General features: G+C 64.9%; 13 protein-coding genes. 7 read left to right on the forward strand and 6 right to left on the reverse strand.

Annotated features, from left to right (window positions below; genetic code table 11):
* Positions 1-74: 74 nt before the first annotated feature.
* Positions 75-668 (reverse strand): TetR/AcrR family transcriptional regulator, encoded by a 594-nt coding sequence (locus tag U0025_RS12770; protein ID WP_004207775.1) that lies wholly within the window; start codon positions 666-668, stop codon positions 75-77.
* A gap of 58 nt (positions 669-726) precedes the next feature.
* Positions 727-1,653, reverse strand: a complete 927-nt coding sequence (locus U0025_RS12775) for a sugar kinase (protein WP_004207776.1) — start codon at positions 1,651-1,653, stop codon at positions 727-729.
* Positions 1,654-1,800: 147 nt separating this feature from the next.
* On the opposite strand from U0025_RS12775, the gene U0025_RS12780 reads away from it, so the two are divergent.
* Complete coding sequence (locus U0025_RS12780) at positions 1,801-3,762, forward strand: hybrid sensor histidine kinase/response regulator (protein WP_037490307.1); 1,962 nt, start codon at positions 1,801-1,803, stop codon at positions 3,760-3,762.
* 120 nt (positions 3,763-3,882) lie between these two features.
* Positions 3,883-4,767, forward strand: coding sequence for an alpha/beta fold hydrolase (locus U0025_RS12785; protein WP_004207778.1), 885 nt, complete (start codon positions 3,883-3,885; stop codon positions 4,765-4,767).
* A 166-nt stretch (positions 4,768-4,933) separates the two neighbouring features.
* Here U0025_RS12785 and U0025_RS12790 read toward each other — a convergent pair whose 3' ends face one another.
* Positions 4,934-5,863: an NAD(P)H-dependent flavin oxidoreductase gene (locus tag U0025_RS12790; protein ID WP_004207779.1), complete on the reverse strand. Its 930-nt coding sequence runs from the start codon at positions 5,861-5,863 to the stop codon at positions 4,934-4,936.
* Positions 5,864-6,001: 138 nt separating this feature from the next.
* Here U0025_RS12790 and U0025_RS12795 point away from each other — a divergent pair, with 138 nt between their 5' ends.
* Positions 6,002-7,057 (forward strand): hypothetical protein, encoded by a 1,056-nt coding sequence (locus U0025_RS12795; RefSeq protein ID WP_004207780.1) that lies wholly within the window; start codon positions 6,002-6,004, stop codon positions 7,055-7,057.
* Between the two features lie 198 nt (positions 7,058-7,255).
* Here U0025_RS12795 and U0025_RS12800 read toward each other — a convergent pair whose 3' ends face one another.
* Entirely contained in the window at positions 7,256-8,479 is a 1,224-nt protein-coding gene (locus tag U0025_RS12800; protein ID WP_004207781.1) for a polyhydroxyalkanoate depolymerase, read from the reverse strand.
* 183 nt (positions 8,480-8,662) lie between these two features.
* Here U0025_RS12800 and U0025_RS12805 point away from each other — a divergent pair, with 183 nt between their 5' ends.
* Positions 8,663-9,319 carry a glutathione S-transferase gene (locus U0025_RS12805; RefSeq protein WP_004207782.1) on the forward strand — a complete coding sequence of 219 codons (657 nt, stop codon included), beginning with the start codon at positions 8,663-8,665 and terminating at the stop codon, positions 9,317-9,319.
* A gap of 43 nt (positions 9,320-9,362) precedes the next feature.
* Positions 9,363-11,030, forward strand: a complete 1,668-nt coding sequence (locus tag U0025_RS12810; RefSeq protein WP_004207783.1) for a M28 family metallopeptidase — start codon at positions 9,363-9,365, stop codon at positions 11,028-11,030.
* 140 nt (positions 11,031-11,170) lie between these two features.
* On the opposite strand, the gene U0025_RS12815 is transcribed toward U0025_RS12810, so the two are convergent.
* Positions 11,171-12,529 carry a glycoside hydrolase family 27 protein gene (locus tag U0025_RS12815; protein WP_037490309.1) on the reverse strand — a complete coding sequence of 453 codons (1,359 nt, stop codon included), beginning with the start codon at positions 12,527-12,529 and terminating at the stop codon, positions 11,171-11,173.
* Positions 12,530-12,999: 470 nt separating this feature from the next.
* On the reverse strand, positions 13,000-13,701 hold the full coding sequence (locus U0025_RS12820) for a glutamine amidotransferase (protein WP_004207785.1): 702 nt from the start codon (positions 13,699-13,701) through the stop codon (positions 13,000-13,002).
* Between the two features lie 115 nt (positions 13,702-13,816).
* Between U0025_RS12820 and U0025_RS12825 the strand changes: the two genes are divergently transcribed.
* Both U0025_RS12825 and U0025_RS12830 read left to right on the forward strand, forming a co-directional pair.
* Complete coding sequence (locus tag U0025_RS12825; protein ID WP_004207786.1) at positions 13,817-16,156, forward strand: GH92 family glycosyl hydrolase; 2,340 nt, start codon at positions 13,817-13,819, stop codon at positions 16,154-16,156.
* Positions 16,153-16,383, forward strand: coding sequence for a phosphotyrosine protein phosphatase (locus U0025_RS12830; RefSeq protein WP_037491666.1), 231 nt, complete (start codon positions 16,153-16,155; stop codon positions 16,381-16,383). The genes U0025_RS12825 and U0025_RS12830 overlap by 4 nt, the downstream gene beginning before the upstream one ends.
* Positions 16,384-16,415: the final 32 nt, after the last annotated feature.

Here is a 16,415-nt window from a genome sequence, read left to right on the forward strand (position 1 = left end):
CTATACCAAACATCTGTTACAGTCAAACACGCACGGCATCCTCGCCACTGCGACGCACCCCATTGATGCCCTGACTATAACCGATCGTGGCGAAAAATGGCGACGATCTGCGCGGCGATCTGCGCCCGCGTCAGCCGGCCATCGCGATACCAGTCGGCCGCCGAATTGAGCTGGCTGAGCAGCAACGTGCGATAGAGCGAACGGTCGATGTCGGCCGGCAGCGGCAGCGCCGCCACCAGATCCCGAAACAATTGCTCGAACCGGTCGCGGCGCGCGACAAGCTGGTCGCGCACCGGGTCCGGCACCGCGCGAAAATCATTCATCATCGGCATGGTCAGCGAATCCGCCGCCAACTGAATATCCAGCAGGCTGGCGCAAGCCGCCTCCAGCCGCGCCCAGGGATCGGCCTGTGTCGCCACCGCCGCCGCGATCCGCGCCTCGGCCGCATCCAGCGCGCCATTATGCAGTTCGACGAACAGCGCGTCCTTCGACTTGATATGATGGTAGAGCGATCCGCCCAGTACCCCGGCCTGCTCGCCAATGTCGCGCATCGACGTGCCGCGATAGCCCTTGCGCGCAAACAGTTGCGCGGCGATTTCCAATATCTGGCGGCGGCGGCCCGATCCTTCGTCGCGCCCGCCCGCCGATGCGGCATCCCCGATCGTCATGTCAGCGCGCTAGCACAGGGCGTGACCACAGGCCACGTCCCGTGCGATCGCTCCCGGCTCAGGCCGGCACCTTCTGGCCATAGGGCGCATCGGCGTCGCGCGCCGGGATCGCGCCGCGCCGACCGATATTCCACCCGGCCAGACGATGTCCGGCCAATGCCGCCTCTGCCGGCTCCGCGCCGGCCAGCCGCGCATGCAGATAGCCGCCGTTAAAGGCATCGCCGGCACCGCTCGAATCCACGACATCGACCCGCGCCGGCGGCGGCACCAGCACGCCACCGACCAGACAGCCTTCGGCGCCCAGCTTGACCACGATCTCGCGGCCCTCGCCCGCGCCCCAGCGCGCTGCGGCGTCGGCGGCATCATCCGCCTCGCCCATTTCGACTTCGTCCGCCAGGGTCGGCAACCCGATGTCGCACAAAGCGATCGCCCGGTCTCGCCAGGCCCGCGCAGTCGCGGCGTCGCTCCACAGGCGCGGCCGATAATTGCCGTCGAAGGCGATCCGCCCCCCCCGCGCCTTCACCCGTTCGCACAGCGCCAGCAACGCCTCGCGCCCGGCGTCGGGCAGGATGGCCAGGGTGATGAGCGAAAAATAGAGCAGGTCCGACTGGGCAGCGGCATCAACCATGGCGCCGCTTTCGGGCAGGTCGAACATCGCCCGCGCCGCCGCTTCGCCGCGCCAATAATGGAAGCTGCGCTCGCCGGTCTCATCCGTCTCGATCGCATAGAGGCCGGTGGTCCGGCCGGGCGTGCCGATCAGCAGGCCGGTATCGACCCCTTCCGCTTCCCAAGCCTTGCGCAGATCCTCGCTCATCGGATCGGCGCCGATCGCGCTGGCAAAGCGCACCTTGTCACCCGAACGGGCCAGGTGGATCGCGGTGTTGATGACATCGCCACCATAGCGCAGGTTCCAGCCATCGCCGCTGCCCCGGCTCAGTTCCAGCATTGCCTCGCCGATGACGGTGATAGTCGCGTCGCTTGCCATGTGATCCTCTCTGATTGCAGCAGCGTCGTGCGGGGCCTGCCCCATGAAGTCAAGCCGTTGCGATCCCGTCCCATATGGCGGAACAGATTGCATTATGCCGCGTTTGCCACAGGCAAAGATACAGGATCGAAAATGTCAGGGGCGGAAATGGGGACGACAGAGACAGGACAGCCGGTCAACCGGTTCGAATTGCTGGTCCAGAGCGTCACCGACTATGCGATCTTCATGCTCGATCCGGCCGGCTTCGTCGTCAGCTGGAATAGCGGGGCGCAGCGCATCAAGGGTTACAGCGCCGACGAGATTATCGGCCAGCACTTCTCCGCTTTCTATACGGAGGAGGACCGCGCCGCCCATGTGCCCGCCGCCGTCCTGCGCACCGCCGAAGTCGAAGGGCGGTTCGAGGCGGAAGGCTGGCGCCTGCGCAAGGATGGCACCTGCTTCTGGGCCAATGTGGTGATCGATCCGATCCGCGACCCCGCCGGCCATCTGCTCGGCTTTGCCAAGGTTACCCGCGACCTGACAGAACGCCGCGCCGCGCAGGAGGAATTGCGCCGCAGCGAGGAACGCTTCCGCCTGCTGGTGCAGAGCGTCACCGACTATGCCATCTACATGATCGACCCGGTCGGCACGATCACCAGCTGGAACAGCGGGGCAGAACGGTTCAAGGGCTATAGCGCCGAAGAGATTATGGGCCAGAATTTCGCCCACTTCTATTCGGAGGAAGACCGGATGGCCGGCCTCCCCTCCCGCGCCCTCGACACCGCCCAGCGCGAAGGCCGGTTCGAGGCGGAGGGCTGGCGCATCCGCAAGGATGGCACCCGTTTCTGGGCCAGCGTCGTGATCGATCCGATCCGCGATCCGGCCGGCGAACTGCTGGGCTTTGCCAAGATCACCCGCGACCTCACCGAACGACGCCAGGCGGCCCAGGCGCTGGAGCAGGCGCGCGAGGCGATCTTCCAGAGCCAGAAGATGGACGCCATCGGCAAGCTGACCGGCGGTGTCGCCCATGACTTCAACAATCTTCTGGCCGTGATCGTCGGCAGCCTCGATCTCGCGCGGCAGCGACTTGCGGCCGGCGCCGACATCAGCCGCTATCTCGACAATGCCATGACCGCCGCCGATCGCGGCGCCACCCTGACCCAGCGGATGCTCGCCTTTGCCCGCAAGCAGGAACTCAAGCTGGAACAGGTCGACTGCATCGGCCTGATCCATGGCATGGCCGATCTGCTCAAGACCACGATCGGCAGCAGCGTCGCGATCGAGACGCGCTTCCCGCTGTCGCTGCGGCCGGCTCATGCCGACCCGGCCCAACTGGAGCTGGCGCTGATCAATCTGGCGGTCAATGCGCGCGACGCCATGCCCGACGGGGGCCGCCTGTTGATCGAGGGCAGCGAAATCACCCTGGCGCTGGGCGACCAGCCCGATCTCGCCGCCGGCAGCTTCATCCGCCTGACCGTGACGGACGAAGGCGAAGGCATGGACGAGGCGACGCTGGCCCGCGCCCGCGAACCCTTCTTCACCACCAAGGGGGTGGGCAAGGGAACCGGCCTTGGCCTGTCGATGATCCACGGCTTCACCCAGCAATGCGGTGGCGCGATGACGATCGCCAGCCAGCCCGGCAAGGGGACCAGCGTGTCCATCTGGCTACCCGTCGCCCTGACCGACGCCAGCAACGAGCGGACGGCCATTCCGTGCGAACCGGACGAGCTGGAAACCGAACCGCTGGTCATCCTGGCGGTCGATGATGACGATCTGGTGCTGACCAATACCGCCGGCATGCTCGAAACGATGGGCCATACCGTGTTCCAGGCCGGATCGGGGCGGGAAGCGTTGCACATGCTGGAGCAGGGGCGCATCGACCTGGTCGTGACCGATCATGCCATGCCCGGCATGACCGGCGCACAACTGGCCGACGCGATCGAGCAGGCCTATCCCGACCTGCCCGTGCTCATCATCACCGGCTATGCCGAGCTGCCCGCCGATGCCAGCCGTCGCCTGCGCCTCGACAAGCCATTCCGCCAGGCGGAACTGGCGATGATGGTCCATCGCATCCGCCACGACAGCGCTCTCCGCCGACTGGTTCCGATCGGCACGGATAGCCACCCCTAAAGTCTTACCCGACAATATGTGACAGAATTTCACATATTTTCTTGGCCTTATGTCTTGCCATCGTCATGCGCATGGCCGATGGCAATTGCATCCTGACCGCCAGCAACTCCACAGGATCGCATGAACAAAGCCACACAGCCGACGCCGACATCGCATTTCTTCACATCCTTGCGGACGCGGCTTCACTATCTCGACTGGGGCAATCCGTCGGCGCCGCCGCTGATCCTGGTCCATGGCGGTTTCGACCATGCACGCAGCTGGGACTGGACCGCGCGTTCGCTCGCCCGCGACTATCATGTCATCTGCCCCGACCTGCGCGGCCATGGAGACAGCGGCTGGTCGTCGGACGGCTCCTACATGATGGCCAATTATGTCTATGACCTGGCCCAGCTGGTCGAATTGCTCGATCGCCGGCCGGTCACCATCGTCGGCCATTCGCTCGGCGGATCGATCAGCCTGCGCTATACCGGCCTCTATCCCGAAAGCGTCGCGCGCGTGGTCGCGATCGAGGGGCTGGGCCTGTCGCCCGACCGCATCGCCGAACAGGCCAAACGCAGTACCGAAGAGACATGGAAGGGCTGGATCGACACCCGCCGCACCAATGCCCGCCGCTCACCACGCCATTATGCCACGATCGAGGCCGCGGTCGCCCGCATGCGCGAACGCAACGACCATCTGTCGGTCGAACAGGCGCTGCACCTCACCCTGCATGGCGTGAACCGGAACGAGGATGGCAGCTATAGCTGGAAGTTCGATCCCTATCTGCACGGCGCCGCGCCCCAGGCCGGCACCGACGAAAATCTGCCCGACTTCTGGCGCCGCATCACCTGCCCGACGCTGCTGTGCCTCGGCCTCGACAGCTGGGCGTCAAACCCGATCAAGGATGGCCGCATCGCCCATTTCCAGCAGGCCCGGCTGGTGGAATTTCCCCATGCCGGCCACTGGCTGCATCACGACCAGTTCGAGATGTTCATCAAGGAACTGCGCGTCTTCCTGGCGGAATGAGGCGCGCCCTCAGGGCCTGCCTGGAAAATGCACGGAAGAGCGCATTTTCGATGCGGCACCAGCCCGTGCCCCCACCCGACCGCCCAGACATGGTACCCTGATGGGTGGTCGGGTGGGGGCGCGGGCTGGTGCGGATGCGCCATAAGCGCTTTTTCCAGGCAAACGCTCAGGCAATGAAGCCCGAAACCGCCGCCTGATATTCCGCCTTCAGCTGGGCGATGAAGGCGCCCGCCGGCTGCACCGCCTTGATCGCGCCAATGCCCTGGCCCGCGCCCCACACGTCGCGCCACGCCTTCTTGTCGCCGGCGAGGCTCGCGAAATCCATGTCTGCCGCCTTGGGCAACTTGTCAGGGTCCAGCCCCGACGCGACGATGCTGGGACGCAGATAATTGCCCAGCACTCCGGTGAAGACGTCGGAATAGACGATGTCGGCCGATGCGCTGTCGACGATCATGTCCTTGTAGGCGTCGAGCGCATTCGCCTCGGTCGTGGCGATGAAGGGCGACCCCATATAGCCAAGGTCCGCGCCCATCATCCGCGCCGCCGCGATCGACCGACCGGTCGCGATCGCGCCCGACAGCGCCAGCAGCCCGTCGAACCATTCGCGGATTTCCTGGACCAGGGCAAAGGGCGACAGCGTACCGGCATGACCGCCCGCTCCCGCCGCCACCGCGATCAGGCCATCGGCGCCCTTCTCGATCGCCTTCCTGGCAAAGACATTGTTGATGACGTCGTGCAGCACGATGCCGCCATAGCTGTGGATCGCCTCATTCACCTTCTCCTGCGCGCCCAGCGAGGTGATGACGATCGGCACCTTATATTTGACGCACAGCGCCAGATCCTCTTCCAGCCGCGCATTGGTGCGGTGGACGATCAGGTTGACGGCAAAGGGCGCATCCTGATCGGTCAGTTCCGCGCCCAGTTGCTGCAACCAGGCCTCGAACGTGCCGGACGGACGCGCATTGAGCGATGGAAAGGCGCCGACGATGCCGGCACGGCACTGGGCGATCACCAGTTCCGGCTGCGAGATGATGAACATCGGCGACCCGATCAGCGGCAGGGACAAACGGCCTTGAAGCGAAGCCGGCAGGGTCATGATCAGGGTCTCTCCTTTATCTGTCCGAACCGCGCTATCATCGCTCCGCGCCCGGAAAAAGGCCAAAATCAACCGTATTGCTCAAGCAATACAGTGATGCTATGATCCCGATCCAGGCCCGACAAGGAGTGCCCCAGAATGTATAGCGAGAGCGATCTGCAAGATGCCGTAGCGGCCGGCGCGCTGACGCCCGCCAGCGCCCAGGCGCTGCGCGACCATGTCGCCCGGCTGCGCGCCAGTTCGGTGGATGAGGAACATTTTCGCCTGCTGACCGGCTTCAACGATATTTTCGTCGCCATCGCCTCGGTGATCCTGCTGGTCGCGGTCGCGGGACTCGGCAACGAGATCCACCTTGGCATCACCACCCCGCACCAGCCCTCCTTCGTCTCCGGCCTGTTCGTCGCTGGCACCGCCTGGGGCCTCGCTGAATATTTCACGCGCCGCCTGCGCATGGCGCTCCCCTCGATCCTGCTGCTGCTCGCCTTTGTCGGCGGCATCGCCTTCGCCGCCGCACTGCTGATCGGACCAATGATCCCGGACGCGCAGAATGACGGCGCGGGTCTGGTCGCCTCGCTCGCCGGCCTCAGCGCCGCGATCGCCGCCTGGTTCCACTGGCGCCGCTTCATGGTACCGATCACCGTCGCCGCCGGTGCTGCCGGCGCGGCCGCGATCGTTGGCGGCCTGGCCATGTGGCTGATCCCGTTCAGCCACACCCTGCCCTTCATCCTGCTGCTGGTCGCGGGCCTTGCCATCTTCACCCTCGCCATGCGCTGGGACATGAGCGATCCGGGCCGTACCAGCCGCCGCTCCGACGTCGCCTTCTGGCTGCACCTGACCGCTGCGCCGATGATCGCCCATTCGCTGTTCCAGTTGCTGGGCATCACCCATGGGCTGGTCGATGCGGGACAGGCCTTCCTGGTGATCCTGCTCTATCTCGCCTTCGGCCTGGTGGCGCTGGCGATCGACCGCCGCGCACTGCTGGTCTCCAGCCTCGCCTATGTCCTCTATGCGCTCTACAGCCTGTTCCAGAAGGTCGGCGCGGTCGAACTGTCCGCCGCGCTCACCGCGCTGGTGATCGGCGGCACGCTGCTGCTGCTCTCCGCTTTCTGGCACCGTGCCCGCGCCGCGATCGTCAACGGCCTGCCGCCGGCGCTCGCCAGCCGCCTGCCCTATCTCAATCGCGCAGCCGCCTGATTCCTCCCCGCTTGCGGGGAGGGGGACCACCGCCAACGGCGGTGGTGGAGGGGGCGTGCCAGTTGGCGCGCCCTTTCCCAATTCGGTTTGCCAATTCGGCTTGCCAATTCGGTTTGCCAATTCGGCTTGATAGTCATGAGGGCTACCCCCTCCACCACGCCCTCCGGGCGCGGTCCCCCTCCCCGCAAGCAGGGAGGATCAGTTCATCGCCAGGATCATGTTGCGCACCTGGGGATAGACCTGCTTTTCCCATTTGCTGCCGGAAAAGACGCCATAATGGCCCACGCCCGGCTGCAGATGATGGCGCTTCAGATGCGGCCGCAGACCGGTGCAGAGGCCATGGGCGGCCGACGTCTGGCCAACCGCGCAGACATCGTCCTTTTCGCCCTCGACCGTCAGCAGCGCGGTCTTGCGGATGGCGCCGGGGTTCACCGCCCGGCCATGGACCGTCAATTCCCCCTTGGCCAGCAGCATGCGCTGGAACACCATGTCGACCGTTTCCAGGTAGAATTCCTTGGTCATGTCGAGGACCGCGAAATATTCCTGGTAGAAGGTCTTGATCTTGTCCGCCTCGATCGTCTTGCCGTCGGCCAGCAGCTGATACAGTTCGCGATGCTGCGACCCGTGCCTCTCCATGTTCATCGACATGAAGGCGGACAGTTGCAGGAAGCCGGGATAGACCTCGCGCCCGCGCCCGGCATAGCGGAACGGCACGGTGGAGATCAGATTCTCCTCGAACCATTCGATCGGCTTCTCGTTCGCCAGTTCGTTGACCACCGTCGGCGCCGCGCGCGGATCGATCGGCCCGCCCATCAATGTCATAGACTTGGGCGTCGCCGCGTCCTCATCATCGGACATCAGCGCCACCGCGGCCAGCGCCGGCACGCAGGGCTGGCACACCGACACCAGATGGGCGCCGAGTCCGATATCCTGCAGGAACTGGATCACATAATCGACATATTCGTCGAAACCGAAGCGCCCCGCTTCCATCGGCACATCGCGGGCATTCTTCCAGTCGGTGATATAGACGTCATGGTCCTGCAACAGCGTCGCCACCGTGCTGCGCAGCAGGGTGGCGAAATGGCCGGACATCGGCGCCACCACCAGCACCTTGGGCTGGGCGGTCTCGACATCGTCCTTCACGAAATGCAGCAGGTCGCCGAACGGCAGGTCGAGCACGATCTCCTCGCGCACCTCGACCTCGGCATTGCCGGTCTGGACGCGGTCAATGCCATAGGCGGGGCGCTTGTGGGTCATACGCGCGCCCTGGAACACGTCCATCAGCGCGAACATGCGGCGCGGCATCGGCCAGTCGGCGACCGGACCCATATGGTCGCGCATCGCCAGCGCCATCTGCGCCCCGAAGCGGGCCGGGGCCAGCATGTCTTCCATGGCCTGGTAACCGTCGTAAAGCATTCGCATATTACCAAAACAACCTTGTTCAACCTGGGGGAGACGACTCGGTTCTTCCCTTAAACGCTATACATGCTTTTCATGTTGCACTGCATCATGAATGATGGAAAATAACATTCGGCATGTCTGCCAGGGAACCGCCCCTGCGATTTTGCGTTTGGGGGCCGGGAACCGTGTATCGGGAGAGCATGGATGGCCGTCGCGGAACTCACTCTATCCAGCAAGAACTATTCCTCCTGGTCGCTGCGCGGCTGGCTCTTGTGCCGGCTCGCCGGGCTGAAGGTGGAGGAAAGGATCATCGCCATCGATGATCCGGAAAATCGCGCCGAACTGTTGCTCTTGTCGCCATCGGTGCTGGTGCCGCGCCTCACCCATGAAGGGGCGAGCGTCTGGGACACGCTCGCAATCGCGGAATATCTGCACGAACTCTATCCCCAGGTCGGCATGTATCCGGCCGAACGCATCATCCGCGCCCATTGCCGGTCGGTCTCGGGCGAAATTCATTCGGGCTTCGCCAATCTGCGCTCTGCCCTGCCGATGAACCTCAAGGTTCGCCATGACCGCTTCCCGATCTTCTCGGGCGCCAAGCCCGATATCGAGCGGATCGAGACGATCTGGACCGAATGCCTGGACGCCTATGGCGGCCCCTGGCTGTTCGGCGAAAAGCCCACCGTGGCCGACGCCATGTTCGCACCGGTGGCGCAGCGCTTCCTCACCTATGCCGTGCCACTCTCACCCAGGTCGGCGGCCTATTGCGACACCATCAACGGCTGGCCGCTGATGCGCGAATGGATCGACGCCGCCCGCGCCGAACCCGATGATATCGAGGAACTGGACATCGAGTTCTGAAACGGCCCTTTCCCCCGCCCTGTGCGGGGGTTAAGGCACGGGGATGAAACACGCCCTCCCCCTCCTGGCCCTTGGCCTTGCCACCCTGTCCTTCCCCGCCAATGCCCAGACCGACCCGGCGAAAACCGATCCAGCCAAGCTGGAACAGTCGGTCCGCACCATGGCGTCCGACCTGTTCGAGGGGCGCGCGCCCGGCACCGTCGGGGAGGAGCGCACGATCGGCTATCTCGTCGCCCGCTTCGAGCAACTGGGGCTGGAACCGGGCGGTCCGGACGGTCAGTGGGTACAGACCGTGCCGCTGCTCCATACCCGCCTTGGCCAATCGGAAAGCCTGTCGGTCGCGCAAAATGGCGCCGCCACCCCCTGGACCTTCGGCAAGCAGGTTTATCTCTCCACCCTTCAGCCCAAGGACAAGGTCGCCGTTGCCAACGCGCCGATGGTCTTTGTCGGCTATGGCGTCTCCGCCCCGGAACGCGGCTGGGACGATTTCAAGGGCGTGGACCTCAAGGGCAAGATCGCCGTCTTCCTGATCAACGACCCGGACTTTGAAGCCGCCAAGGGCGAAGACCCGTTCGGCAAGTTCGGCGGCAAGACCATGACCTATTATGGCCGCTGGACCTACAAGTTCGAGGAAGCCGCCCGCCACGGCGCGATCGGCGCGCTGATCGTCCATGACACGCCGGGCGCGGGCTATGGCTGGAACGTCGTCGTCAGCCCCGGCGGCGAGAATTACGACCTCGTCCGCCCGGCCAACAAGCTGACCAGCCTGCAGGTGCAGGGCTGGGTCGAGGGCGAGGCGGCAAAGGCCCTGTTCGCCGGCGCCGGTCAGGATCTGGCCGCTCTGCGCAAGCAAGCCCGCTCGGCGAAATTCAAGCCGGTCGAACTCAAGGGTGCCAGCTTCTCCGCCGCCTTCCCGGTGACCCAGGAAGTGGTCAAGAGCGCCAATGTCATCGCCCGCATCCCCGGTGCCAAGCGCCCGGACGAAACGGTCATGTATGGCGCCCATTGGGACGCCTATGGCAAGGGTGCGCCCGACGCGCAGGGCCGCATCTATCGTGCGGGCGCCAATGACGACGCGCTGGGCATGGCCGGCCTGTTCGAGATTGCCCGCATCTTCAAGGCCGGCCCCGCTCCCGATCGCTCGATCGTCTTCGCCGCCTGGACGGCGGAGGAGCGCGGCCTGCTGGGGTCGGAATTTTATGCCCAGAACCCGGTCTACCCGCTCGACAAGACGGTCGCGAACCTCACCATCGACGTGCTCCAGACCGCCGGCAAGGCCAAGGACGTGATCCTGATCGGCAAGGGCCAGAACGTCCTCGAGGACGATCTCGCCAAGTTCGCGGCCAAGCAGGGCCGCGTCATCACCCAGGAAAGCCTGCCCGAACGCGGCCTCTTCTACCGCGCCGACCATTTCTCCATGGCCAAGCGCGGCGTGCCCGTGCTGCTGATGATGGGCCTCGCTGGCGCATCCGACATGGTCGACGGCGGCCGCGCCGCCGGCCAGGCCTGGATCGATGCCTATACCGGCAAATGCTATCACCAGGCCTGCGACGCGGTCGACGATACATGGAAGCTGGACGGCGCCGCGCAGGATGTCGACCTGATGTATGACATCGGCCGCGACCTCGCCTTTTCGGCCCGCTGGCCCGAATGGAAGGCCGGCTCCGAATTCAAGGCCATCCGCGACAAGAGCGCGGCGGTCCGAAAGTAACGCAACATCCTCCCCTCCCTTTCAAGGGAGGGTTAAACGGAGACACGTGTCTCCGTTTAAGGGGTGGGTGCCTCCGCAGGAGGCTCACTTCGTTCGCTACCCACCCCTTGATCCCCTCCCTTGAAAGGGAGGGGAGCCACTTATGCAGCACTCAACCGATACAGCCCCGCCCCATGCGGCGGCAGGATCGCGGCGACTCGGTCGCCTTCCAGCTTCATCACCAAGCCCTGCCAGAGATCGCGCATCTTGGTCGCCCCTGTGATCCCCAACTGGCTCAAGCTGATTTCCACACCGCGCGTCTTTTCGCCCGTGTTGAATAGGGCGACATAGCGGTCTTTGCTCCCCTGGGCACGGGCAGACCAGATACGCGCACCATCCTCCATGAAATGAGGCTGATTGTCGTAACTCGCCTGATTGACCGCGATCACCTCCTTGTTGGTCAGCAGCGCCAGCGTCGCCGCATCCAGATGCCGCAAGTCGCCGCCCATGATCAGCGGCGACCGCGCGATCGCCCACAGGGTCATCAGCGTCCGCTGCTCGTCCGGGGTGAAGCGCGTATCCCGCTCGCCCAGCGCCAGCCGCCCCAGCGGCAGCATGTCCGCATCCGGCCATGATCCCGGCCCACGATAGGGCGTCCAGTTTTCCAGCCGGGTGAATTGCGCCTCCAGCATCGCCCAGTCATCCCAGAAATCGTCGGAGATGCGCCACATCTGCGCATATTTGCGGACATGATCGCCCCGGACCACCGGCGTCTCGCCGGGCGAGAGGCTCAGAATGATCGGCCGCCCGGTGGCAACGATGGCCTTGTGCGCCGCCTCGATCTCCGCCGCATGGGCGTCATAGGGCCGGCTCATATCGTCCATCTTGACGAAATCGACGCCCCAGTCGGCATAGAGGCGGAAGATGCTGTCATAATAGGCCTGCGCGCCCGGCCGCGTCATGTCGACGCCATACATGTCCGGGTTCCAGCTACAGATGCTCCTCCTGTCGGCAATGTCCGCCGCACGATATTTCGTCCCCAATATCGGCAAATTCTGTTCCACCGCCGCGCGCGGGATGCCGCGCATCACATGGATGCCGAATTTCATGCCCAGCGCATGCACATCCTTGGCAAGCTGGGTGAAGCCCTTGCCGCCGGCGCTGGAGGGAAAGCGATTGGGCGCCGGGATCATCCGGCCATAGCCGTCCATCGCCGGCCTGGGCTTGGCGTTATAGGTATAGCTCGACGCCTCGGGCTCATACCACTGAATGTCCACGGTGAAGATGTCATAGCCAAAGGGCAGCAGCTTTTCCGCCATGATCCCGGCGGTCTCGCGCGCCTGCGCCTCGGTGATGGTGGTGGCAAAGCTGTTCCAGCTATTCCATCCCATCGGCGGACGCGGCGCCAGCATCGCTTTTCCCGCTTCCGCCGGAACTGCCCCCGCCCGCACTGCGCCAGCAGCCGCAAGCCCCGCCACGCCACCTGCGAGCATATCGCGGCGGCTGGCCTTCCATGTCATCCTCATCATTTGTCGGAGTTAATAGGAAGGCGACAAAAATAGCAACAGCCGTTCGTTCCGAGCCTGTCGAGACATCTAGAGCCAAGCGGCCTGGACGAGTGCGCCCCCCGAATGGCCAAGATTGCCGGGGAATGGCCCCTTTTCGTTCGTCATTCCCGCGAAAGCGGGAACCCATCTCCCAACGATGCGTCGGGCGGCCAGGCCGGGAGATGGATCCCCGCCTGCGCGGAGGACGACAAAATGGGGTGGAAACAAGGCATGGCCTCTCCCTTCCAGGGAGGAGTTGGGGTGGGTTGCGAGCGCAGCGAGCTTCTGCCCTATCGACGGTAGACCGCCGCTACGCGGCGCCCCCACCCCCTCCCTGGAAGGGAGGGGAGTAAAAAACGTCCGCTTCTGGTCGTTCCATACAATCCGAACTTGTCCACTCCGCCCAATCAGGCGCCCTCTCGCAACCAACGGAGGTCAGCCCCTCACGCCCTGATCCCCGCCAGCCATTCGCCGATCATCGCCCGACCCGCCGCCACCGCGCCCGGCCCATGATCGTCATGATCCTGACGCAGCGCGATGCCGCATTTTCCGGCCACGTCCAGATCGGCCCAGAAATGGGTCAGCCAGTCCTCGAAACGCGGATCCTCGCCCATTTCGGCGTGGAATTGCAGCGCCAGCAGATTGGCGCCGCGCCGGAACGCCTGATGCGCATAGCGATCGGTCGACCCCAGCAGTTCGACCTGATCGGGCAGGTCGAACGTGTCGCTATGCCAGTGCAGCACCGGCACGCCGTCGATATGGCGCAGCGGCGAACCCGCCCCCGCCGCGTTGACGCTGACCGGCGCAAAGCCCAGTTCCATATGCCCGCCCGGATAGACCTGCGCGCCCAGCGCCGCCGCGATCATCTGGCTGCCCAGGCACACGCCCAGCGTCGGCCGGTCCGCCGCCAGCCGCGCGGAAAGCTTGCCGATCTGCACCGGGATCCAGGGATGCACATCCTGTTCATAGACGCCCATCGGCCCGCCCATCATGATGAGCAGATCGGGCTCGGTCAGGTCGATATCGGCGAAATCGGGGCTCGCCACATCGATCCGCTCGATCTGATAGCCGGCCGCCTCGATCGGCTGGAGATAACCTGCCGCACCCTCGCGCGGCACATGTCGGACGATCAACGCTCTTTTCATTACCTCCGATAGCTAGCCAGCCAAACCCGCCGACGCCAGCCCAGCCTTTCTTGGGGACAGAAAATTGCCGCTATCGGCTTGGCCCGGCCGCCCGGCCATGATTTAACCCAGCGCCATGATCCTGACCCGCATCGCCCGCCCCGTCCTGCTGGCCGCCCTGATCGCCGGCACCGCTCTTTCCGCCCAGACCAGCGAAGCGCCTTCCGCGCCGGTCGATGCGGTCGATCCCTTCATCGGCACCTCGGGCGAAGGCCATACCTTCCCCGGCGCCGTCGCCCCCTTCGGCATGGTCCAGCTCTCGCCCGACACCCATGTCGGCCCGGCCCGCCAGACCTATAACTGGGCCGCCGGCTATCGCCACGAAGACCCGGTGATCCTTGGCTTCTCCCACACCCATTTCTCGGGTGCGGGCCATAGCGACCTGGGCGATTTCCTGGTGATGCCGGTCAGCGGCGACAGCGTCCCGCTGGAGGCCGGCGACGACAAGACGCCGGGCTTCCGCTCGCACAAGGCCGATGAGGTCGCCTCGGCCGGCTATTATGCCGTCACCCTGACCGATCCGGGCGTGCGCGCGGAAATGACGGCCGGCACCCGCGTCGGCGTCCACCGCTATGCCTTCCCCACCGGCAAGGCGGCGCATCTGCTACTCGACCTGCGCTCGATCATCTATGATTATCCCGGCAAGATCCTCTGGTCCTCCATCCGCATCCGCCCCGACGGCACGATTACCGGATCGCGCGAGGTGCGCGGCTGGGCCACGCCGCGCCGCATCTTCTTCGCCATCCGCTTTTCCGCGCCGCTGACCGGCCACCGCTTCGTCAGCACCGAGAAGGATATTCTCTACAAGGGCTTCAAGGGCCCCGGTCGCGGCCCAGAGACGCTGGACTCCCTTTCCGGCCGCGCGCTGGTGGCGCAGTTCGACTTCGGCACGCTGACGAAACCGCTGGAGGCGAAGGTCGCGCTATCGGGCGTGGACGAGGATGGCGCGATCGCCAACCTTGCCAGCGAGCCGGGCGATTTCGACGCGATCCGCGCGAAGACCCGCACCGCCTGGAACGATGCGCTGGGCGCGGTGAAGATCGATGCGCCCAAGCCGATGCGCACCAATGTCTATACCGCCCTCTATCACAGTCTGATGGCGCCCAGCGTCTGGAGCGACGCCGACGGCCGTTGGCGCGGGCCGGACGATCAGGTCCATGCCGGGATGCTGGATGGCCGGGGCTTCACCATGCATTCGACCTTCTCGCTGTGGGACACGTTCCGCGCCGAACATCCGCTGCTGACGCTGATCCAGCCCGAAGCGAAGAATGCCGATTTCGTGAACTCGCTGGTCGCGGGGCAAAAGACCAGCCCCTTCGGCATCCTCCCTGTCTGGCAGTTCGGCGGCAAGGAGACCTGGACGATGATCGGCTATCATGCCGTCCCCGTCATTGCCGACGCCTGCCTGAAAGGGATCAGGGGCATCGACTGCGCCGCAGCGCTCAAAGCCATGGTCGCCAGCGCCGACTATGCCCCCTATGGCGGCCTCGGCGACTATATGAAGCTCGGCTATGTCCCCATCGACCACGAACCCGAAGCCGCGTCCAAGACGGTCGAATATGCCTATGACGACTGGACCATCGCCCGCCTCGCCCGCCAGCTGGGCGACACCGCCACGGCAGAGCGCTTCGAGAAGCGCGCCCAATACTGGCGCAACAGCTTCGATGCCAAGACCGGCTTCCTGCGCGCGCGCAAGACCGACGGATCTTTCCGCACTCCCTTCGATCCGACCGCGATCAACTATGGCAGCGACTATACGGAGGGCAATGCCTGGCAATATAGCTGGTTCATGCCGCATGATCAGGGCGGCCTGTTCCGCCTGCTGGGCGGCGACACGAAAACCGTCGCCAAGCTCGACGCCATGTTCGATTATGACAATAGCAAGATCGACTATAGCCATGCCGAGGATATATCCGGCCTGATCGGCCAATATATCCATGGCAACGAACCCAGCCACCATGTCGCCTATCTCTACAGCTATGCCGGCCAGCCCTGGCGCACGCAGGAACGCCTCAAGCAGATCGTCGACAGCCAGTATAAGCCCACGCCCGATGGCCTCGCCGGCAATGACGATCTGGGCCAGATGTCCGCCTGGCTGGTCTTCACCGCCTTGGGCTTCTATCCCGTGGCGCCGGGCAGCAACGAATATGTGATCGGCCGCCCCTTCGTCGATCGCGCCGACATGACATTGCCGAATGGCCAGCGCTTCACCGTGATTGCCGACGGCCTGTCCGACGCCAATCGCTATGTCGGCCAGGTGACGCTGAACGGCAAGCCGCTGGAGCGCGGCTATATCACCGACGCGGAAATCCGCGCTGGCGGCGAACTGCGCTTCACCATGCAGGCCAGCCCCAACAAGACATGGGCGACCGGCGTGAAGGCACGCCCCTTCTCCATGACCGGCTATGGCAAGTGAAGGCGCGGGACCGGCATTATCTCTTCGTCTGCAGCCAGAACAAGCTGCGCAGCCCCACCGCCGAACAGATTTTCGCCGACCATCCCGGCATCGAAGCCCTGTCGGCGGGCACCAACCATGACGCGGAAACGCCGCTGGACGATGAGATGCTGCGCTGGGCCGACACCATCTTCGTGATGGAAAAGACCCACCGCAGCAAGATCCAGCAGCGCTTCCGCAGCGCGTAGGCGGCAGGCCAGATCGCATTTCCGGATTGCGG

Source organism: Sphingobium yanoikuyae (assembly GCF_034424525.1).
Lineage (GTDB): Bacteria > Pseudomonadota > Alphaproteobacteria > Sphingomonadales > Sphingomonadaceae > Sphingobium > Sphingobium yanoikuyae.